Source organism: Curtobacterium sp. NPDC098951 (genome assembly GCF_044759965.1).
GTDB lineage: Bacteria > Actinomycetota > Actinomycetes > Actinomycetales > Microbacteriaceae > Curtobacterium.
This window is the reverse complement of the sequence record NZ_JBIWAG010000002.1, coordinates 118,117-137,791: the sequence shown is the minus strand read 5'-3', so window position 1 is coordinate 137,791 and position 19,675 is coordinate 118,117. Positions and strand designations below refer to the sequence as shown.

The 19,675-nt window shown below is 72.0% G+C and carries 15 protein-coding genes; 5 read left to right on the top strand and 10 right to left on the bottom strand.

Annotated elements, in window-relative coordinates; all coding sequences use genetic code 11:
• Window positions 1-10 precede the first annotated feature (10 nt).
• Entirely contained in the window at window positions 11-670 is a 660-nt protein-coding gene (locus tag ACIQUC_RS05345; protein ID WP_031262502.1) for an ATP-dependent Clp protease proteolytic subunit, read from the top strand.
• Window positions 671-779: 109 nt separating this feature from the next.
• Here the strand turns inward: ACIQUC_RS05345 and ACIQUC_RS05340 are convergent, their stop codons facing one another.
• Both ACIQUC_RS05340 and ACIQUC_RS05335 read right to left on the bottom strand, forming a co-directional pair.
• Entirely contained in the window at window positions 780-1,508 is a 729-nt protein-coding gene (locus ACIQUC_RS05340) for a copper resistance protein CopC (RefSeq protein WP_402264122.1), read from the bottom strand.
• The gene (locus tag ACIQUC_RS05335) at window positions 1,505-2,230 is read right to left on the bottom strand and encodes a YcnI family protein (protein WP_402264118.1); all 726 of its coding nucleotides are present in this window, start codon (window positions 2,228-2,230) and stop codon (window positions 1,505-1,507) included. The genes ACIQUC_RS05340 and ACIQUC_RS05335 overlap by 4 nt, the downstream gene beginning before the upstream one ends.
• Window positions 2,231-2,424: 194 nt before the next feature.
• On the opposite strand from ACIQUC_RS05335, the gene clpX reads away from it, so the two are divergent.
• Entirely contained in the window at window positions 2,425-3,705 is a 1,281-nt protein-coding gene (gene clpX, locus ACIQUC_RS05330) for an ATP-dependent Clp protease ATP-binding subunit ClpX (RefSeq protein WP_022907244.1), read from the top strand.
• Window positions 3,706-3,915: 210 nt separating this feature from the next.
• Here clpX and ACIQUC_RS05325 read toward each other — a convergent pair whose 3' ends face one another.
• From ACIQUC_RS05325 to valS, 4 genes are all read right to left on the bottom strand, one after another.
• Window positions 3,916-5,943, bottom strand: coding sequence for a M3 family metallopeptidase (locus tag ACIQUC_RS05325; protein ID WP_402264115.1), 2,028 nt, complete (start codon window positions 5,941-5,943; stop codon window positions 3,916-3,918).
• Window positions 5,944-6,155: 212 nt separating this feature from the next.
• A complete protein-coding gene (locus ACIQUC_RS05320; protein ID WP_402264113.1) occupies window positions 6,156-6,746 on the bottom strand; it encodes a TetR/AcrR family transcriptional regulator in 591 nt (196 codons plus the stop codon).
• Between the two features lie 272 nt (window positions 6,747-7,018).
• Window positions 7,019-7,270, bottom strand: a complete 252-nt coding sequence (locus ACIQUC_RS05315; RefSeq protein ID WP_402264110.1) for a hypothetical protein — start codon at window positions 7,268-7,270, stop codon at window positions 7,019-7,021.
• A gap of 61 nt (window positions 7,271-7,331) precedes the next feature.
• A complete protein-coding gene (gene valS / locus ACIQUC_RS05310) occupies window positions 7,332-9,926 on the bottom strand; it encodes a valine--tRNA ligase (RefSeq protein ID WP_402264107.1) in 2,595 nt (864 codons plus the stop codon).
• A gap of 277 nt (window positions 9,927-10,203) precedes the next feature.
• Here valS and proP point away from each other — a divergent pair, with 277 nt between their 5' ends.
• The gene (gene proP, locus ACIQUC_RS05305) at window positions 10,204-11,784 is read left to right on the top strand and encodes a glycine betaine/L-proline transporter ProP (RefSeq protein WP_022907236.1); all 1,581 of its coding nucleotides are present in this window, start codon (window positions 10,204-10,206) and stop codon (window positions 11,782-11,784) included.
• A 219-nt stretch (window positions 11,785-12,003) separates the two neighbouring features.
• On the opposite strand, the gene ACIQUC_RS05300 is transcribed toward proP, so the two are convergent.
• From ACIQUC_RS05300 to ACIQUC_RS05285, 4 genes are read right to left on the bottom strand one after another with little or no spacing between them, the layout of a single operon-like run.
• The gene (locus ACIQUC_RS05300) at window positions 12,004-13,920 is read right to left on the bottom strand and encodes an ATP-binding cassette domain-containing protein (RefSeq protein ID WP_402264103.1); all 1,917 of its coding nucleotides are present in this window, start codon (window positions 13,918-13,920) and stop codon (window positions 12,004-12,006) included.
• Window positions 13,917-14,798: an ABC transporter permease gene (locus tag ACIQUC_RS05295; RefSeq protein ID WP_402264101.1), complete on the bottom strand. Its 882-nt coding sequence runs from the start codon at window positions 14,796-14,798 to the stop codon at window positions 13,917-13,919. Before ACIQUC_RS05295 ends, ACIQUC_RS05300 begins: the two co-directional genes overlap by 4 nt.
• Window positions 14,795-15,820, bottom strand: a complete 1,026-nt coding sequence (locus tag ACIQUC_RS05290; RefSeq protein ID WP_402264098.1) for an ABC transporter permease — start codon at window positions 15,818-15,820, stop codon at window positions 14,795-14,797. The genes ACIQUC_RS05295 and ACIQUC_RS05290 overlap by 4 nt, the downstream gene beginning before the upstream one ends.
• Before the next feature lie 35 nt (window positions 15,821-15,855).
• Window positions 15,856-17,484 carry an ABC transporter substrate-binding protein gene (locus ACIQUC_RS05285; protein WP_402264095.1) on the bottom strand — a complete coding sequence of 543 codons (1,629 nt, stop codon included), beginning with the start codon at window positions 17,482-17,484 and terminating at the stop codon, window positions 15,856-15,858.
• Window positions 17,485-17,516: 32 nt separating this feature from the next.
• Here ACIQUC_RS05285 and ACIQUC_RS05280 point away from each other — a divergent pair, with 32 nt between their 5' ends.
• Both ACIQUC_RS05280 and ACIQUC_RS05275 read left to right on the top strand, forming a co-directional pair.
• Entirely contained in the window at window positions 17,517-18,131 is a 615-nt protein-coding gene (locus tag ACIQUC_RS05280; RefSeq protein ID WP_022908574.1) for a TetR/AcrR family transcriptional regulator, read from the top strand.
• An 11-nt stretch (window positions 18,132-18,142) separates the two neighbouring features.
• Window positions 18,143-19,642: a phospholipid carrier-dependent glycosyltransferase gene (locus ACIQUC_RS05275; protein ID WP_402264092.1), complete on the top strand. Its 1,500-nt coding sequence runs from the start codon at window positions 18,143-18,145 to the stop codon at window positions 19,640-19,642.
• Window positions 19,643-19,675: the final 33 nt, after the last annotated feature.

Below are 19,675 nucleotides of genomic sequence, written 5' to 3'. Positions count from 1 at the left end.
GGAAACGAGAATGCATCTCCCCATGCTCGGTGGCGCGCAGAACGTCCCGGCCCCCACTGATCGGTACATCCTGCCGAGCTTCGAAGAGCGCACGGCCTACGGCTACAAGCGGCAGGACCCGTACGCGAAGCTGTTCGAGGACCGCATCGTGTTCCTCGGCGTCCAGGTCGACGACGCGTCGGCCGACGACGTCATGGCCCAGCTGCTCGTGCTCGAGTCGATGGACCCGGACCGCGACATCGTGATGTACATCAACTCGCCCGGTGGCTCGTTCACCGCGATGACGGCGATCTACGACACGATGCAGTACATCCGTCCGCAGATCCAGACGGTCTGCCTCGGCCAGGCTGCATCGGCGGCGTCCGTGCTCCTCGCTGCCGGCACCCCCGGCAAGCGTCTGGCGCTCCCGAACGCCCGCGTGCTCATCCACCAGCCGGCGGTCCAGCAGGGCGGCGGCCAGGCCTCCGACATCGAGATCCAGGCGGCGGAGATCCTCCGCATGCGCACCTGGCTCGAGGAGACCCTGTCGAAGCACTCGAACAAGACGGCGGCCGAGGTCAACAACGACATCGAGCGCGACAAGATCATGTCCGCCGAGGAGGCGCTCGAGTACGGCCTGATCGACCAGGTCCTCACGAGCCGCAAGAACCTGCCGGCGCTCGTCAAGTAGCACCGCACCACGAAGGCCCCGCACCGTTCGGTGCGGGGCCTTCGTGCGTCGCCGGGGCCGGTCCGGGTCGCGGGTCCTGGAGGCGCGGTGCGGGTCCGGTGGGTCGGCGTCAGTTCTCGGCGGGGTCGTCGTCGGCCGCGGGGGCGGGTCGGCGACGCACGAGCAGCAGGAGCGCGACGACGAGGCCGACGAGGACGATGCCGCCGGCGCCGATCCAGAGCGCGTCGGACGCGGCGGAGTCGGTGCTGCCGGAGGCCGTGCCCGTGGTGTCGGCGGGGGTGCTCGCCGTGCTGCCGGCGGTCGCGCAGACGGGCGGCTTCACGGATCCCGTCGCGGGTTCGAACCCGGCGGGGGCGTCCCACCGGAACCGGTACTCGTCGGAGACGGTGTGACCGTCGGCGGAGACGATCTGCCACTCGACGGTGTACTCGCCCGAGGCGCCGAGCGCGGCCGTCGTGGTCATCGACGGGCCGTCGACGGCGAGGCAGCCGTCCTCGTAGTACTTCCCGTCGGGACCGACGATCCGGTATGCGAAGCCGGAGTTCGTGTCGTCGATGTCGAGCAGCTTGTCGTTCGTCGTGATCTCGAAGGCCTTCGGCAGCGCCGTGAGGGTGCCGTCGACCTTCGGGGTCGAGGCGATCATGTAGTTGTGCGCGCTGGCGGGGGCGGCGAGGCCGAGGACCGCACCGCCCACGACGGCGAGGGTGGCGGCGATGCCGGCACCGCGCCTCCAGACCCGCCGGAGGCGCGGCGACCGTCTCGTCGACGTGTCCCGCTCCGTCGACGTGTCGTGCTCCGTCGAGGTGCCCCGCTTCGTCGACGTGTCGCCGTCCGTCACTTGGAGGCGCTCCGGCGGCGGGTGTTCGCGACGGCGACGACCAGGGCGACCGCACCGAGGACGAGGCCGCCGAGGCCGAGGAACCGACCGACGAGGTCGGGGTCGGCGGGGGTGGTCGAGGCCGCTGCCGCCGCCGTCGGGGTGGCCGCGACGGGGTCGCCGTCGTCGTCCGTGGCGGTGGCCGCGGTCAGGGTGATCGAGGGCGCCGGGTGCTCCGGCTCGGCCTGGCCGGCCTTCTGCTCCTGGTCCCAGTTCACCGAGCCCTTCTCGCAGGTCTGCACCGCCGGGAACTCGACGAGGTCGCCGGCCTTGCCGTCCGGCAGCGAGAAGGACAGCGAGAACGTGTCGCGCTCGTCGGCGGGGAGCGGGGTCTTCGCCGTGTAGGTGACGCTCGTGACGCGTTCGCCGGCGTCCTCGGCGGACTCGTCGTCCGCGGCGGCCGACGCGCTCGTGTACGGCGCCGTCGCCTTCGTGATGGTCCAGTTCGGGTTCACGGTGGGCGTGACCTCGATGATGGACTTCGGCACCTCGAACGTGATCTTCGTCGTGGGGGAGCCGTCGCAGCCGTGCGGGAGCGAGAAGGTGGTCGTCGTGTACGAGTTCGCCGCGGTCGAGGTGGCCGTCGCCGAGACGTGGGCGCTGGCGACACCCGCGGTGCCGAGGACGATCGCAGCGGTGACGCCGAGGGTCGCGGTGCCGACGACGGCGAGGCGCTTGGACATGGGGTTCCTTCCGGGACTGCGGGTTCTACAACTTGTAGAGAAGTCGTGGACACGCTAGCAGGATCGAACGCCCTGGGCGAACGCGCCGGAGGAAACCGGCCTGGCGTCGCCGTCGGTGTCACCGGTTGCGATTAGGCTCGGTACGAGTCGGGCAGGTCGTCGACCTGCATCGGTCAACCAGGGAGGGCACCGACATGGCACGCATCGGAGAGAGCGCTGACCTGCTCAAGTGCTCCTTCTGCGGCAAGAGCCAGAAGCAGGTCCAGCAGCTGATCGCCGGTCCCGGCGTGTACATCTGCGACGAGTGCGTCGAGCTGTGCAACGAGATCATCGAGGAGCGACTGGCCGAAGCCGGCGAGGACACCGCCAGCGGTGACTTCGAGCTCCCCAAGCCGCGCGAGATCTTCGACTTCCTGCAGGAGTACGTCATCGGGCAGGACCCGGCGAAGCGCTCCCTGGCCGTGGCCGTCTACAACCACTACAAGCGCATCCGCGCGCAGGGGCAGATCACCGCAGCGGAAGACCGCGACGACATCGAGATCGCGAAGTCGAACATCCTGCTGATCGGGCCGACCGGCTGCGGCAAGACCTACCTCGCGCAGACCCTGGCGAAGCGGCTCAACGTCCCCTTCGCGGTCGCGGACGCCACTGCCCTGACCGAGGCCGGGTACGTCGGCGAGGACGTTGAGAACATCCTGCTGAAGCTCATCCAGGCAGCCGACTACGACGTGAAGCGTGCCGAGACCGGCATCATCTACATCGACGAGGTCGACAAGATCGCGCGGAAGGCCGAGAACCCCTCGATCACGCGCGACGTCTCCGGTGAAGGCGTGCAGCAGGCGCTGCTCAAGATCCTCGAGGGCACGGTCGCCTCGGTCCCGCCGCAGGGCGGTCGGAAGCACCCGCACCAGGAGTTCATCCAGATCGACACGACGAACGTGCTGTTCATCGTGGCGGGGGCGTTCGCCGGGCTCGAGGACATCGTGTCGTCGCGCGTGGGCAAGCGGGGGATCGGCTTCGGTGCGCCCTTGCACAGCCCGCTCGACCAGCAGGACCTCTACGCCGACGTCCTGCCGGAAGACCTGCACAAGTTCGGGCTCATCCCGGAGTTCATCGGGCGTCTCCCCGTCGTGACCACGGTGTCGCAGCTCGACCAGTCCGCGCTGATGCAGATCCTCACCGAGCCGAAGAACGCGCTCGTGAAGCAGTACCAGCGGATGTTCCAGATCGACGGCGTCGAGCTCGAGTTCGACCGTGGTGCGCTCGAGGCGATCGCCGACCTCGCGGTACTGCGGCAGACGGGTGCTCGTGGGCTCCGGGCGATCCTCGAAGAGGTGCTCGGCCCGGTGATGTTCGACGTGCCGTCCGACGACGACGTCGCACGGGTCGTGATCACCCGCGAGTCGGTGCTCGAGAACGCTGCGCCGACGATCGTGCCGCGGCCCCGGGCGAAGCGCGTCGAGAAGTCCGCGTAGCCCGCAGCCCGCAGCTCGCGACGAAGCCCCGCACCGGATCGGTGCGGGGCTTCGTCGTGGGCGGGCGGCGGGCGGTCGCCGCGCCCCGCGGATCGACGTCTGGTTCTTCCCATGACGGCTGCGATGGAAGGTGAGATCGGGCGTACCTGGACGGAATTCCCGACCAGGTACGCCCGATTCGACGCTGTACGCCCGGAACCGCCCGGTCGCCTACTCGAGCCCGCGGCGCCGCAGCAGCGGCCCGACCTCGGCGTCACGCCCGCGGAAGTCCCGGTACGCCTCGAGCGGGTCCTTCGCCCCGCCCACGCCGAGCAGCCGTTCCGCGAAGCGTCGACCGGCTGCACGGTCCAGCCCGCCGTTCTCGCGGAACCACTCGACCGTGTCGGCGTCGAGCACCTCGGACCAGATGTACCCGTAGTACCCGGCGTCGTACCCGCCCGCGAACGTGTGCGCGAAGTACGTCGACGAGTACCGCGGCGGCACGGCCTCGACGGCGATGCCCGCGTCCGAGAGGGCCTGGCGCTCGAAGTCCTCGACCGAGGTCACCGCAGCGGCTGAGGCTGCCGAGAGCCGGTGCCACGCCTGGTCGAGCAGCGCCGCCGCGAGGTACTCGGTCGTCGCGAACCCCTCGTTGAACCCGGCGGAGTCGCTCAGCCCGAGGACGAGCTCCGGCGGCAGGGGTGCCCCGGTCTCGTGGTGCTTGGCGTAGTTCGCCAGGACGGACGGCCACGACATCCACATCTCGTTCACCTGCGACGGGAACTCGACGAAGTCCCGCTCGACGTTGGTTCCGGAGAAGCGCGGGTAGGTCGTGCGGGCGATGAGGCCGTGCAGCGCGTGCCCGAACTCGTGGAAGAGCGTCTCGACCTCGTCCTGGATGAGGAGCGTCGGCGATCCGGCTGCGGGCTTCGCGACGTTGAGGTTGTTCACGACGACGGGCAGCGTGCCGAGCAGCGCGGACTGCTCGACGACCGGGTTCATCCACGCTCCGCCGCGCTTGCCGTCCCGCGTGTACAGGTCGAGCAGGTAGAGCCCGACCTCCTCGCCGTCGGACCCGCGCACCTCGAACACCCGGACCTCGTCGTTGTACCCGTGCAGGTCGGGACGTTCGGTGAAGGTGAGGCCGTAGAGCTCGCCGGCCGCGTGGAAGACGCCGTCGTGCAGGACCCGGTCGGCCTCGAAGTACGGGCGGAGCGCCGAGCTGTCCGCCGCGAACTGCTCGCCGCGCAGGAGCTCGGTCGCGTACGCCCAGTCCCACGACTCGACCTCGTGCCCGAGCACCCGGGCGCGGACCGCTCGTTCGTCGTCCGCGTTGCGCGCGGCCGCGCCGACGAGGGACGACAGCAGTCCGTCGACCGCCTCGGGCGTGCCCGCGGTCTCGTCGGCGGTGACCACGGCGGCGTGGTTCGGGAAGCCGAGGAGCTCGGCCCGCTCGGCCCGGAGCCGGACGATGCGCAGGAGGACGTCGCGGTTGTCGTGTTCGTTGCCTCGACGGCCACGAACGAGCGAGGCCTCCATGATCCGCGCGCGCAGGCCGCGGTCTGTCAGGGACGCCAGCCACGGGTGCCCCGTGTAGAGCGGCAGCGTGATGAGCCAGCCGTCGAGCCCACGGTCCGCTGCGGCTGCGGCGGCGGCGGACTTCGCGCCGTCGTCGAGGCCGGCCAGTTCCGCCTCGTCGGACACGTGCACGGCGAGGTCGTTGGTGTCCTCGAGCAGGTTCCGCTCGAAGGTCGTGGTGAGCGTCGAAAGCTCCTGGTTGATCGCGGTGAGGCGTTCCTTGCCCGCGTCGTCCAGCCCGGCGCCGGCCAGGGTCATCTCGGTGTACGTCCGCTCGACCAGTCGACGGTCCTCGTCGGTGAGGTCCGTCCGGTCGGCGAGTGACGCACGGACCGCTGCGACCCGTGCGTACAGGCGGCTGTCGAGCGTGATCGCGTCACGGTGCGCGGCGAGGAGCGGGGAGACCTCGGCCTCGAGGTCGTGCAGCTCCGGCGTCGAGTCCGCCGACGACAGGGTGAAGAACACGTGGCTGACGCGGGCGAGCAGCTGCCCGGTGCGCTCGAGCGCCACGAGGGTGTTCTCGAACGTCGGCTCGTCGGGGGAGGAGGCGATGGCCTCGACCTCGGTGCGCTGCTCGGCCATGCCGGCGTCGAACGCGGGGCGGTGGTGCTCGAGCCGTACCTCACGGAACGGCGGGAGGGAGTAGGGAAGAGTGCTCGGTCCATCGAACGGGGTTGCCATCGCTCCACCCTACGGACCCTGGTCGCTGTGGGGCGGGAGGCGCGGTGCGGGCCCGACCCGCGCCTCCCGTCGGGCCGCTGGGTGCGTTCCTTCCCACAGCGACTGGACTGGAAAGCGGGAACGGGCGTACCTGGTCGAAATTATCGATCAGGTACGCGCGATTCGACCCGGTACGCCCGGAAGGGCCTGGCCCGGAACTGCAGGGCTCGCGCTCAGCGCGTCGCTGCGTCGATCAGCGTCTCGGCCGCGCGCCGCGCGTGCCGCGCCGGCGTCGACGAGCCGGCGATGGCGGCCGTGGTCTGCGCGCCCTCGGCGAGGAGGGCGAGCTGCGCGGCGAGTTCCTCGGCAGTGGTGGGATCCGCGACGACCGACGCCGCGAGGTCCTGCACGAAGCGCTGGAACGAGTCCTTGTGGGCACGCGCGATCTCGGCGACGGCGGGGGAGGTGGCCCCGAGTTCCCCGAAGGCGTTGATGAAGCCGCAGCCGCGGAAGGTGTCGTCGCCGAACCACGACTCGAGGAAGTCGTAGACCGCGAGCAGCTTGTCCCGCGGGGTCGCGGCGCTGTCGACCGCACCGTGCACGCCGAGTTCCCAGATGTCGTGGCGTCCGGCGAGGACCGCCGCGATCAGCTGCTCCTTGCCGGGGAACGCGGCGTAGAGCTTCTTCAGCGACACCCCGGCGCCGGTGCGGATCTCGTCCATGCCGACGGCCTGGATGCCGCGGGCGTAGAAGAGCTGGTCGGCGACGTCGACGATGTGTGCCCGGACGTCGGGGTCGACGGTCGGGAGGGTGCTGGCTGCCATGGGCGGACCTCGTTCGCTGCGTGTTCACCGTTCTCGACCCGCGCCGGGAACGACCGTTCTCTAGTGTAGGTCACATCGACGGAGAACGACCGTTCCTCCTTGCCGCACCCCGAGTCCGTCGAGATCGAGGGCGTTCCGCACGGCCTGCAACGAGGTCGGGCTGGGCGGGCTCGCGAAGGAGCGCGCGTGCTCGCATCGTGAGCAGAAATGGTCGGGTTGCCCAGCGGGACCCGACCATTTCTGCTCACCAAGCGATGCGCGGGCGCGCGCGCTCAGTCCTCTTCGGCGGCGTCGTCCGGGTTCGTCACCTGGGCACGCCCGGCGTCGTCGAGGTGGATCGAGGTGCCGTCGTCGAGCGCGACCATCGGCTTGCCCTCGAGGAACGTCAGGGTCCAGCCCCACCCCGCCGTGTCGACGGACTCGTCCACGAGCTCGGCCTCGACGCCCCGCACGGCGACGACCATCGCCTCGGGGAGTTGCCCGGGTGCCTCGGCACCCACGTTCCAGCGTCTGCCCAACTGCATCCGTGCCTCCAGTCCGTGTGCCGGGCCGCATCGGTGACGCGACCCGGCCGGTGTGCCGACGTTACGCCTGCTGCTCCGCCAGCTCGATCTCGGTGACCGTGAGCTCCGCGCCGTCCTCGAACGACAGGTTCTCGATGCGGCCGACGGCCGCCAGGTCGACCGCCGCACGCTCGATGAGCGCTCGGGTCTCGGCCGGCGCCTGCACGACGGCACGCGTCACGGGCGTCTTCTGCGAGGCCTTCGCCGCGGTCTTTGCGCCGCGGATGCCGATGAGTGCCTGCCCCACCGCGCCGAGGAGTCCGGTCGGCTCGGCCTGCGTGGGCAGCTCGGCCACGGTCGGCCAGGAGGCGCGGTGCACGCTGGTCTCGTGGGTCCAGGCCCACACCTCCTCCGTCGCGAACGGGAGGAACGGTGCGAGCAGGCGCAGCAGCGCGTCGATGGCGGCGCGGAGGGCGAGGACCGCGCTCGCCTGCGTCTCGTGCGTCGCGTCGGACGCGGTGCCGTACGCCCGCTCCTTGACGAGCTCGAGGTAGTCGTCGCAGAAGGTCCAGAAGAAGCGCTCGATCACCTCGAGGGCACGGGCGTGGTCGAAGGCGTCGAACGCCGTCGTGGCCTGGTCGATGACCGACCCGAGCTCGGCGAGTACGTCGACGTCGAGCGGCTCCGTGACGCTCGTGGCGCCCTCGGGCAGCGGGAAGCCGTAGACGAACTTCGCGGCGTTCAGGACCTTGATCGCCAGACGGCGGCCGACCTTGATCTGCTTCGGGTTCTGCGGGTCGAACGCCGCGTCGGTGCCGAGTTTCGACGAAGCCGCCCAGTAGCGGACCGCGTCGGCGCCGTGCTGCTCGAGGATCGACAGCGGCGTGACGACGTTGCCCTTGGACTTCGACATCTTCTTGCGGTCGGGGTCCACGATGAAGCCGGAGATCGACGCGTGCTTCCACGGCACGGTGTCCGCTTCGAGCTGGCTGCGGAGCACCGTCGTGAAGAGCCACGTGCGGATGATGTCCTGCGCCTGCGGGCGGACGTCGTACGGGTACACGAGGTCGTACAGCGCCGGGTCGGTCTCCCACTTGCCCGCGAGCTGCGGGGTGAGCGACGAGGTGGCCCAGGTGTCCATCACGTCGAGCTCGCCCTGGAACCCGCCGGCGACGCCGCGCTGGTCCTCGGTGTAGCCAGGGGCCGGCTCGGACGCCGGGTCGACGGGGAGCTGGGCCTCGGTCGGGACGATCGGCTGGTCGAAGACCGGGTTGCCGTCACCGTCGAGCGGGTACCAGACCGGCAGCGGCACGCCGAAGAAGCGCTGGCGCGAGATGAGCCAGTCGCCCGACAGGCCGCCGACCCAGTTGTCGTACCGAACGCGCATGAAGTCCGGGTGGAACGCGATCTCGTCGCCGCGGCGCCGGAGCGTCGCCTTGAGCTCCTCGTCGCGGGCGCCGTTCACGATGTACCACTGGCGCGTCGAGACGATCTCGAGCGGCTTGTCGCCCTTCTCGAAGAACTTCACCGGGTGGGTGATCGTCTTCACGTCGCCGATCAGGTCACCGGACGCGGTGAGGGCGTCCACGACGACCTTCTTCGCCGAGAACACGGTCTTGCCGGCCATCTCGGCGTAGAGGGCCTTGCCGCCCTCGGACTCGATCCAGGCCGGCTCGTCGGAGCGCACGCGGCCGTCGAAGCCGATGATCGCGCGGTTCGGCAGCTGCAGTTCGCGCCACCAGACGACGTCGGTGGTGTCGCCGAACGTGCAGACCATCGCGATGCCGGCACCCTTGTCCTGCTGCGCGAGGTGGTGCGCGAGCACCGGGACCTCGACGTCGAACAGGGGGGAGCGGACCGTGGTGCCGAAGAGGTCCTGGAAGCGCTCGTCGTCCGGGTGCGCGACGAGGGCGACGCACGCGGGGAGGAGCTCGGGGCGGGTGGTCTGGATGACGACGTCGTCGCCGCCGTCGGTGCGGTGGAAGGCGATGCCGTGGTACGCGCCGGGCATCTCCTTGTCCTCGAGCTCGGCCTGGGCCACGGCCGTGCGGAACGTCACGTCCCAGAGCGTCGGGGCGTCGGCCTGGTAGGCCTCGCCGCGCTGGAGGTTGCGGAGGAAGGCACGCTGTGCGCTCGCCCGCGAGGTGTCGTCGATCGTCCGGTACGACTGGGTCCAGTCGACCGACAGGCCGAGCGTGCGGAAGAGGTGCTCGAACTGCTGCTCGTCCTGCACGGTCAGGCGCTCGCACAGCTCGATGAAGTTGCGGCGCGACACCGGGATCTGGTCGGCGGCCTTCGACGACTTGCCGTCCCCGCCCTCGAACGGCGGCACGAAGGTGGCGTCGTAGGGGAGCTGCGGGTCGCAGCGGACGCCGTAGTAGTTCTGCACGCGGCGCTCGGTCGGCAGGCCGTTGTCGTCCCAGCCCATCGGGTAGAAGACGTGCTTGCCGCGCATGCGCTCGTACCGGGCCTTGAGGTCGGTGTGCGTGTACGAGAACACGTGCCCGATGTGCAGCGAACCCGAGGCGGTGGGCGGCGGGGTGTCGATCGAGTAGACGTTGCTGCGGTCGCCGGCGGCGTCGCGGTCGAACCGGTAGGTGCCGTCCTGCTCCCAGACCGGGCCCCAGACGTCTTCGAGTCCGTCCACCGTGGGCTTCTCGGGCATGGGCTTCGACATGGCGGGCCTTCCGTTCGGCGCGGTGCTGCGACCGCTGTGTGCGGCACCGAGTCCGTGGTGAGGTGCCTGAATGTCCACGCACGTGCGGCGCGGTACTCCCGATGGTAGCGGCTCGCACCGTCATCGCTGACGGTCGGTACCACACGGTCCTGACGGACACGCCGGGTGTTTGGTAGGCTGTCGGAGTTTGTCCGGCGGGCGCGGGGTTCGCGAGGACTGCATCGTCGCCGTTCGCCGGGCGCCCGAAGGCAAGACGCAGCACTACCGGAGGAACGATTTGTCACCGAACCAGACCAGCCCCGCGAACGGCGATCGGCCGCTCCGGACGAAGGGCGCCGTGAAGCGGGCCCGCCGCAAGCTGACGAAGGACGACGTCACCGTCGTCGAGGAGTCGCTCCTCAAGCGCGCCGTCGCCGCGGCAGCCCTCGGCAACGCGATGGAGTGGTTCGACTTCGGCATCTTCGCGTACCTCACGGTGACCATCTCGCAGGTCTTCCTGCCGAAGGGCGACCCGGCCGCGAACATCGTCGCGACCTTCGGCTTCTTCGCCGCGGCGTTCATCGTGCGCCCGATCGGTGGTGCCGTCTTCGGCCCGATCGGCGACAAGATCGGCCGCCAGAAGGTCCTCGCGCTGACGATGATCCTGATGGCCGCCGGCACGCTCATGATCGGCCTCATCCCCTCGTACCAGACCATCGGGTTCTGGGCCCCGGTCCTGCTGCTCGTCGCGCGCTTCGTGCAGGGCTTCTCGACCGGTGGTGAGTACGGCGGCGCCGCGACCTTCATCGCCGAGTACTCGCCGGACAAGCGCCGCGGGTTCATGGGCTCGTGGCTCGAGTTCGGCACGCTCGCGGGCTACGTGCTCGGCGCGTCGATCGTCACCGGCCTGCAGTTCGGTCTCTCCGAGGACGCCCTCCTCAGCTGGGGCTGGCGCATCCCGTTCATCGTCGCCGGTCCGCTCGGCCTCATCGGGCTCTACCTCCGCCTCAAGCTCGAGGAGACCCCGGCCTTCCAGAAGCAGCAGGAGCAGGCCGCCGAGCGCGAGTCGCAGAAGACGCCGTTCCTCAAGCTCTTCGCGGAGAACTGGCGCGGGCTCATCATCTGCATCGGTCTCGTCCTGGTCTTCAACGTGACCGACTACATGCTCCTGTCGTACATGCCGACGTACCTCGAGCAGAACCTCGGGCAGAACGCGACCTTCGGGCTCATCCTGATCGTCATCGTGATGATCCTCATGATGGTCGTCATCACGTTCGGCGGCCGGCTGTCCGACAGGTTCGGCCGTCGTCCGGTCCTCGCGACCGGCTGCATCGGGTTCCTGCTGCTGTCGTGGCCGTCGCTCAAGCTCGTCCAGAGCGGCACCGGGGTCGGCGTGTTCTTCGGGCTGCTCATCCTCGGTCTCGTGCTCGTGACCTTCACGTCCACGATGCCCTCGACGCTCCCCGCGCTCTTCCCGACGATCATCCGCTACGGCGCCCTCGCCATCGCGTTCAACGTGTCGGTGTCGCTCTTCGGTGGGACGACCCCGCTCGCGACCGCCGCGCTCATCAACGCCGCGAAGGACGCCGGCTACGGCTGGGCCGAGGACATCCCGGCCTTCTACCTGATGGCCGCCGCCCTCATCGGGCTCGTCGCCGTGTACTTCACGAAGGAGACCGCCGCGACGCCGCTCATGGGGTCCGGACCGACGGTGGCGCACGAGGACGAGATCGCGGACGTCATCAAGGACTACAACGACCCGGAGTCCGACCTGGCGCAGTCCGACTGGGCGAAGGACTTCTCGACCAGCGAGATCCCGATCATCTCGGGCGACGTGCCGTCGTCCGGTGCGGGGTCGAAGGAGCCAGCGGGCTCCTAGTCGCAGCCTGCTGCTCCGTACGAGCGGCCGGCCTGGAGGCACGGTGCGCGTCCGCCACGGACGTCGCCCCGTGCCTCCGCTCGTCCGGCGCGGCGCGGTGCATGGCCGAGACTCGGCTGGGCGGACGTTCCTCGGGCTTCCGCACCGCGAAAGTGTCCGCCCGGCCGAGTCTCGGCAGCCGTCCGCGGCGGCGCAGGGGGCGGCCCGCGCGCGGGCGCGCTACGCGGCGCCGGCCTCGGGCCGCGGGCCGGCGGCGAGCCGCTCGGCGGCGCGCAACAAGCGCGCGGTCACGGCGTGCGTCGGACGGTCGAACACCGTCGCCGCGGAGCCGTGCTCGACCACGCGGCCCTCGTGCACGACCAGCACGTCGTCCGCCATCCGCCGGACGGCCCGGAGGTCGTGCGACACGAACACCATGGCCACGCCCGTGCTGTCGCGCAGCCCCTCGAGGAGCGTCAGCACCGCGTCCTGCACCGTGGCGTCGAGTGCGGTGACCGGTTCGTCGAGCACGATGACCTCGGGCGAGGTGGCCAGCGCCCGGGCGATCGCGAGGCGCTGCCGCTGCCCGCCGGACAGTGTGGACGGCGAGCGTCGGCGGAGCGCGGGGTCGAGGCCCACCTGGTCGAGCGCAGCGTCGACGCGGGGACCGAGGGCACCACGGGCCGACCGCTCCGCCCCGCCCGAGAACGCGTCCGCGAGGACCCGCTCGACGTTCCACCGCTCGTCGAACGTCGCACCGGGGTCCTGCACCACCGCCGCGACCCGGTGCCGCATCGGTCGTCGTGTGCGCTCGTCGAGGGGGACCCACGGCGACGAGTCGAGCGTGACCGTGCCGGCGTCGGGGACCTCGAGGCCGAGGAGCATCCGCGCGAGCGTGGTCTTGCCGGACCCCGAGGCGCCGATCACCCCGAGGACGCGCCCGCGACCGAGGCCGAACGACACGTCCCGGACCGCGGGGACGCCGTCGAACGCGCGCGCGAGCCCCTCGGCCGCGAGCACGACGTCCGCACCGTGCGGGTCTGGTGATCCCGTGCGGTGTTGCTCGCTCGGTGCGGGGCTGGAAGGTCGCACGGGGCGGTCATCCTCCACCGGGCTGGCGGATGCCGCACGGTGCGGGGTGGGTGATCCGGTGCGGTGTTGCTCGCTCGGTGCGCGGCTGGAAGCTCGCACGGGGCGGTCGTCCTCGACGTGGCTGACGGATGCCGCACGGTGCGGGGTCGGTGATCCGGTGCGGTGTTGCTCGCTCGGTGCGGGGCTGGAAGGTCGCACGGGGCGGTCGTCCTCGACCCGGCCGACGAACTCCGCACCGTGCGAGCCGCCGCCCCCGCCACCAACGCGACCGCCGCCCCCGCCACCGCCGCCGTGACCGCGGCCACCTCCGGCCGCGCGCACCAGCGCCCGCGTCGCCTCGTGCCGGGGCGCCTCGAGGACGGACGCCACCGGTCCCTCCTCCACGACGCGCCCCTCGTGCACGACGACCACCCGGTCCGCCCACCCCGCGACGAGCCCGAGGTCGTGCGTGATCACGAGGAGCCCCGCCCCGCGCGACTGCGCCGCACGGAGCTGCTCCATCACGGTGACCGCCACCCCGGCGTCGAGCGCCGTCGTGGGCTCGTCCGCCACCACGAGCGCCGGCGAGCCCACGGTCGCCGCCGCGATGAGCGCGCGCTGCCGCATCCCGCCCGACAGCGAGCCCGCGAGTCGGCCGTCGGTGGCCATCGCGGGGTCGAGCCCGACGGCCTCGAGCGCGGCGCGCACGGCCTCGACGCGCTCCGCGGCCCGCAGGTCCGTGTGCAGCCGCAGGGCGTCGGCGACCTCGCGCCCGACGGGGCGGAGCGGGTCGAGGGCGCCGAGCGCCTCCTGGCCGACGTACCCCACGCGTGACCCGCGCACGCTCCGCCACCGGCGGTCCGAGAACGCCCGGACGTCGAGCCCGGCCACCCGCAACCGGTCGACCCGGACGGACGACCCGGGCGCCGACAGGCCGAGCGCGGCCCGGGCGGTCACGGTCTTGCCGGAGCCGGAGGCACCGACGAGGGCGACGCACTCGCCGGCCTCGACGCGCAACGCGACGTCCCGCACGACCACCGTCCCGCCGATGGCGACGGTCAACCCCTGCACGTCGAGCACGGTCATCGGATCACTCCTGTTCGTCGGATCGCCCGGCCGAGCACCGTGACCGCGGTCGCGGTGACCACGATCGCGAGGCCGGGGAAGGCGCTCATCCACGGCGCGGTCTGCAGGTACGTGCGACCGTCCGCCAGCATCGCGCCCCACTCCGGTGCCGGCGGCGGGGTACCGACGCCGAGGTAGCTCAGCGCGGAGGCCCACACGATCGCCTGCCCGACCCCGAGCGTCCCGACGGCCACGACCGGCCAGAGGGCCGCCGGGAGCACGTGCCGCAGGGTGATCACGGCGGGGGAGCGTCCCATCAGCACGGCGGTCTCGACCACCTGCGAGCGGCGCGCACGGAGCACGAGGCCGCGCACGATCCGGGCGTACCCGGGCGCGGTGGCGAACCCGACCGCGAGCATCGCCGGGACGGGTCCGGGGCCGGTCACCGCGATGACGACCAGCGCGACGAGGAGCAGCGGGAGCGCGAACGCCACCTCGGTGAGCCGGCCGACGACCGCGTCCACGATCCGTCCGCCGAGGCCGGCCAGGACGCCGAGCGCGATGCCGACCCCGCCGCCGACGAGGGTCGCGACCACGCCCACCACGAGCGACGCCCGCGTGCCGGCGACGACCCGGGCGAGCACGTCCCGCCCGGACTCGTCGGTGCCGAACGGACTCGACCACGACGGCGCCCGGAGCGCCTCGGACGGGTGCACGGCGAGCGGGTCGCCGCCGCCGAGCAGCGCCGGCCAGGCCGCCGCGACCACGGCCAGCGCCACGACGGCGGCCGCAGTCCATCCGGCCGGGCCGAGCGTCCCCCCACGGACTCGCTCGGACCGTCCGGCGGACGCGTCACCCTGGGCACCGGCCTGGAGGCGCGGTTCGGCGATCCCGCTCACCGTGCGCCCGCCCCGTGCCGGGTGACGCGCGGGGCGCGACGCCGGGTCGCCCCCGCCGTCCCGGCGGCACGCGGGTCCACCGCACGCTCGACGAGGTCCGCCACGGCCAGCACGACCACGTACGCCGCGGCCGACACGAGCGCGATGCCGGCGACGAGCGGCATGTCCCGCTGCGTCACCGCCGTCACGAGCGCGCGCCCGATCCCCGGCAGCGCGAACACCGACTCGACGACGACCGCGCCGGACACGAGCGAACCGAACGCCCATGCAGACAGGGCGATCCCGGGCAGCGCGGCGTGCCGGAGCAGGTGCCGGCCGAAGAGCCCGGCGCGGGTCTCACCGCGGCTGCGGGCGGCGAGCGCGAACGCCGAGCGCTGCGCGTCGACCACGCCGTCCCGGACGGTCTCGGCGAGGTACCCGGCGACCGGGACCGCGACGGTGACGACCGGCAGCACCCAGCCGCGGACGGTGCCGTCGCTGACCGCCGGCACCCAGCCGAGGGCGCTGGCGAACACCACGATGAGGACGCTGCCGAGCCAGAAGTGCGGCGTGACGCTCGCGGTGACGGTGATGGCGCTCGTCAGGCCTGCGGCGAACCGCCCGCGCTGCGTCGACCACCACGCGGCGACGATCGCGAGGGCCCAGGCGACGACGAGCCCGAGCACGGCGAGGGTGAGCGTCACGTGCAGCTGCTGCCCGAGGAGCGTCGCCACCGGGGTGCGGAAGGCGTAGGAGTCCCCGAGGTGCCCGGTCGCCAGGCGACCGAGGAACACCGCGTACTGCACGACCACCGGTCGGTCGAGGCCGTACTCCTGGCGGACCTGCGCGACCGCCTCGGCCGAGGCCTGCGACCCCGGGCCGCCGAGGATGGCGAGGGCGGGGTCGCCCGGGATGAGCCGGATCGCGACGAACACGATCGTGGCGACCGCCCAGAGCACCCCGACGCCGCCGGCCAGGCGGCGGAGGCCCCACAGGGCCCAGCCCGACCACCCGGTGCGCCGTGGCCGACGTCCGCGACGCAATCCGTGCCTCCTGTCCGACGATCCGGGCGTCGCGATCAGCGGTCGATCCAGGCCGTGCCGAACCACGGCGTCGACACCGCGGTGGTCTGCACGCCGTGCACGCTCGACCGCAGCAGGAAGTGGTTCTGCTGGTCGTAGAGCGGGAGCACCGTGCCGCTCGACAGGATGGTCTGCTGCGCCTGCTCGTACAGCTTCCCGCGCTCGGACGCGTCCGAGGTCCGCGCGGCCCGCCGGAGCAGGTCGTCGAGCGCCGGGTCGTCGAGCTGTGCGAGGTTCGCGAAGTAGCCGGACGGTGCGGGCGTGATGCTGGCGGAGTCGTACAGGATCCGCAGGACGTCGGCACCGACCTTCGTGTACGGCGCGCTCACGACGTCGTACTCGTTCGCCGCGAGGGCCGCGTACCAGCTGGACAGGTCGAGCTCCTCGAGGACGACCTTGAAGCCGACCGCCTTCTCGGAGGCCTGGATCTGCTGGAACAGGCTGCGCTCCGCGGGGACCGACTGGTTCGTCGACACCGGGAACGTGACCGTCAGCTGCTTGCCGTCCTTCTCGCGGATGCCGTCGCTGCCGACCTTCCAGCCGGCGTCGTCGAGCAGCTGCTCCGCCTTCGTGGGGGAGTAGCGGAACAGACTCTTGTCCGAGTACGCGTACGGCTCGACGCTGGAGAGCACCGAGTAGGAGCGCTTCGCCGTCCCGAGGAAGAGCGACCGGATGCCGGGATCGATCTCGGCGCCGGCGATGAAGGCCTTGCGGACGGCCTCGTCGCGGAACACCCCGTGGCCGGAGTTCAGCTCGAGGCGGTTCGACGCACCGGGGCGCGGGGCGTCGAGGTCGCGGATGGACCCCTTCGACGACGCCGCCTGGATCTGGTCGGGCTGGGCGTTGTCGATGACGTCGACCTGGCCGGACTGCAGGGCCGCGTACCGCGACGTCGAGTCGGGCAGGAAGCGCCAGGCGATCCCGTCGAGGCGCGGCTTCGTGTCGCCGTCGAGCGGCGTGTAGTCGCTGTTCTTCCGGAGCGTGACGCGATCGCCGTGCTTCCACCCGGTGACCTCGAACGGGCCGGTGCCGACGGGCGACTCGCAGTTGACCGCCTGCGAGCGCTCCAGTGCCTTCGGGGACTCCATGCCGACCCACGGCTGCGAGAACGACTCGAGCAGCGCGCTGTCCGGGCGGCTCAGGGTCAGCGTGACGGTGTGGTCGTCGGTGGCCGTCGCCTTCGTGATCGACTGCAGCGCGAGGTAGCCCGTGCTCGAGGCGGTCGCGGGGTCCTGCACGTGCTCGATGTTCGCCACCACGGCGGCCGCGTCGAAGGGCGTGCCGTCGGTGAACGTGACGTCGTCGCGCAGGGTGAACGTCAGGGTCGTCCCGTCGTCGCTCGTCGTCCACGACTTCGCGAGCGCCGGCACGGGCTTGCCGTCCTCGAGCGCGGTGAGCTCCTCGATGTACTGGGTGGACAGCAGCGCCTGCGGGTAGTTGCCACCGACGTGCGGGTCGAGGCAGGTCGGCTCGGCGTCGCCCGAGGCGTAGACGAGCGTGCCGCCGTCGACGGGGGTGCTGCTCGAGCCGGCGGTGCCACCACCGGTGCAGCCCGCGAGCACGAGGAGGAGCGCGGTGGCACCGGCGACCGCGGCCGCTGTTTTCTGTACTGAGTCCAAGATCATCGCCGAACGAGTCTAGCGGTTTACTGGGGGCCATGGACGAACCGATGCGCCGCGGTGGCCGCCCCCGACGCTCGAGCGCCGAGGTGCTCGCCGACGCCGCAGCCGAGCTGTTCCTCGAGCAGGGCTACGGCCGGACGACGGTCGACCACATCGCCGCTCGGGCCGGCGTGAGCCGGGCGACCTTCTTCAACTACTTCACCGCGAAGTCCGACGTGCTCTGGCTCGACCTCGACGCCGCGGTCGCCACGCTGCCGGCATGCCTCGCGGCCTCGACCGAGGAGTCCGCTGTCCGCGCGGTCGAGGCCGCCCTCCTCGCCACCGCCCGTGCCCACGACCCCGAGCGGGTGCCGTGGGCCATCGCGCAGGCCGAGGTGATGGGCATCGGTGACGAACTCGTCGCGAGCGTCGCGGCTCGCGTGGGCGCCCAGCACGCCGCCGTGTCGGCCTTCGTGGCCCGTCGGACCGGCGAACACCCCGCCGCCCTCTGGCCCCAGACGGTGTCCGGCGCCATGCTCGGCGCCGCCGCTGCCGCGTTCGGCGTCTGGGTGGCCGACGGCGTCGGTCGTCGCTCCCTCGTCGAGTACGTCGGCGCGGCGCTCACCCCGGTGGCCGCGGGTCTCGATCCGCTCGAGCCCCCGGCGCAATAGGCTCTCTCTCCGTGACCCGAGCGCGACCGACGATCCGAGTGGTCGCCCTCGCGGCGATCGCGCTCGCCGGGCTGTTCGTCGCGTACTGGCACATCGGCCGGCAGAGCCCCTACGTCGACGAGTTCACCTACACGCGCGCCGGGTGGGCCTACGTGCACGGGGTGCTCACCGACAACCTGCAGCACCCGCCGACCGCCAAGTACCTGTTCGGCCTCGCGCAGCTCGTCGTGGGCGAGGGCGTCCTCGGGCCCCGACTCGTCGCCGCGACCGCGTCGTTCGGCACCGGCGTCGTCCTGTTCGCCTGGCTCCGGCGGCCCGTCGGACACTGGGGCGCGCTCCTCGCGGCCGGACTGTGGTGGCTCACGCCGCGCGGCGATTCGCCGACGTGGACCGACGTCGCCTCCGGGACCGCGGCGCGCATCGACCGGCTCGCGCTGCTCGAGCCGGTCATGACGTTCTTCGCCGTCGCGGGGCTCGCCGCCGCGTGGCAGTGGGCGGCTCGGCCGAGGCGGGCGGCCGACCGGACGCCGGCCTGGGACGGCTGGTGGTGGATGGCGCTCGCCGGTGCCCTGCTCGCGCTGTCGGTGACGTCGAAGGTCAGCACGGCCGTCCTCGTGCTCGCGGTCGTCGCCGTCCCGCTGCTGTTCCGCCGCTGGTCGGGACTCGTCACCGGCGGTGTCGCCGCCACCGGGGCGTTCGCGGTGGTCTTCGTCGCGGCGTACGTGCCCGTCGGCGGCACCCGGGCGATCGCGTACATGCTCGCGTTCCAGGGGGAGCACGACACCAAGGGGCACGAGATCTCGGTCCTCGGGAAGACGTACATGCTCGCGCCGTGGTGGACGAACTTCGTGCGGGTCGTCGAGGGCGTGGGCTGGCCGGCGGTCGTCGTGCTCCTCGTCGGGATCGTCGCGGCCTTCGTGCTCCGTCCGGACCGGCTCGTCGCGCTCCTCGGCATCGCCCTCGGGATCCTCGTCGTCTTCTACGCCACCGCGAACGTCGCCCTGCCGCACTACTACCAGGCGTGGATGCCGTGGGCCGTCGCGCTCGCCGCCGTCGGGTACGCCCGGCTCGCCCGGTCGCGGCCGCCGGTGACGACCGTGGTGGCGCTCGTCCTGGTCGCCGTGACGATCGTCCCCGCGGCGGTCGTCGTGCGCACCGTCGCCGAGACCCGCACCACCGGGTACGCCCGGCTCGACGCGGCGCTCGACGCGCACGGGGTCCCGCGGACGGACAAGGTCCTGGTGTCCGGGGCGTCGCAGCAGGCGTTCGCGGTGTTCATCGGCCACCGTGGTGCGACCCAGGCGGTGCAGTACGGCGACTACGGAGTGCTCGTCGCCGGGATCGACCCACGGTTCCCGATGGACGACGAGCTCCGGGCACTGCTCCGTGACCACCCGGACCGGTTCGAGGAGTTCCGGCTCGACGCGCTGCGGGTCTGGGTCGTGCAGGACGGGCTCACGATCCAGCGTCGCGGGGACACCGCCACGCTGGCGCCGGCCGCGGCCGGCTGAGACACCGAGCCGCGCGGCGGGAGCAGGCCGCCC

Coding starts and splice junctions, on each gene's coding strand:
- ACIQUC_RS05315 (WP_402264110.1), bottom strand. CDS start 7,270: ATGCAGTTGGGCAGACGCTGGAACGTGGGTGCCGAGGCACCCGGGCAA.
- valS (WP_402264107.1), bottom strand. CDS start 9,926: ATGTCGAAGCCCATGCCCGAGAAGCCCACGGTGGACGGACTCGAAGAC.
- ACIQUC_RS05345 (WP_031262502.1), top strand. CDS start 11: ATGCATCTCCCCATGCTCGGTGGCGCGCAGAACGTCCCGGCCCCCACT.
- clpX (WP_022907244.1), top strand. CDS start 2,425: ATGGCACGCATCGGAGAGAGCGCTGACCTGCTCAAGTGCTCCTTCTGC.
- ACIQUC_RS05320 (WP_402264113.1), bottom strand. CDS start 6,746: ATGGCAGCCAGCACCCTCCCGACCGTCGACCCCGACGTCCGGGCACAC.
- ACIQUC_RS05325 (WP_402264115.1), bottom strand. CDS start 5,943: ATGGCAACCCCGTTCGATGGACCGAGCACTCTTCCCTACTCCCTCCCG.
- ACIQUC_RS05280 (WP_022908574.1), top strand. CDS start 17,517: ATGGACGAACCGATGCGCCGCGGTGGCCGCCCCCGACGCTCGAGCGCC.
- ACIQUC_RS05335 (WP_402264118.1), bottom strand. CDS start 2,230: ATGTCCAAGCGCCTCGCCGTCGTCGGCACCGCGACCCTCGGCGTCACC.
- ACIQUC_RS05285 (WP_402264095.1), bottom strand. CDS start 17,484: ATGATCTTGGACTCAGTACAGAAAACAGCGGCCGCGGTCGCCGGTGCC.
- ACIQUC_RS05300 (WP_402264103.1), bottom strand. CDS start 13,920: ATGACCGTGCTCGACGTGCAGGGGTTGACCGTCGCCATCGGCGGGACG.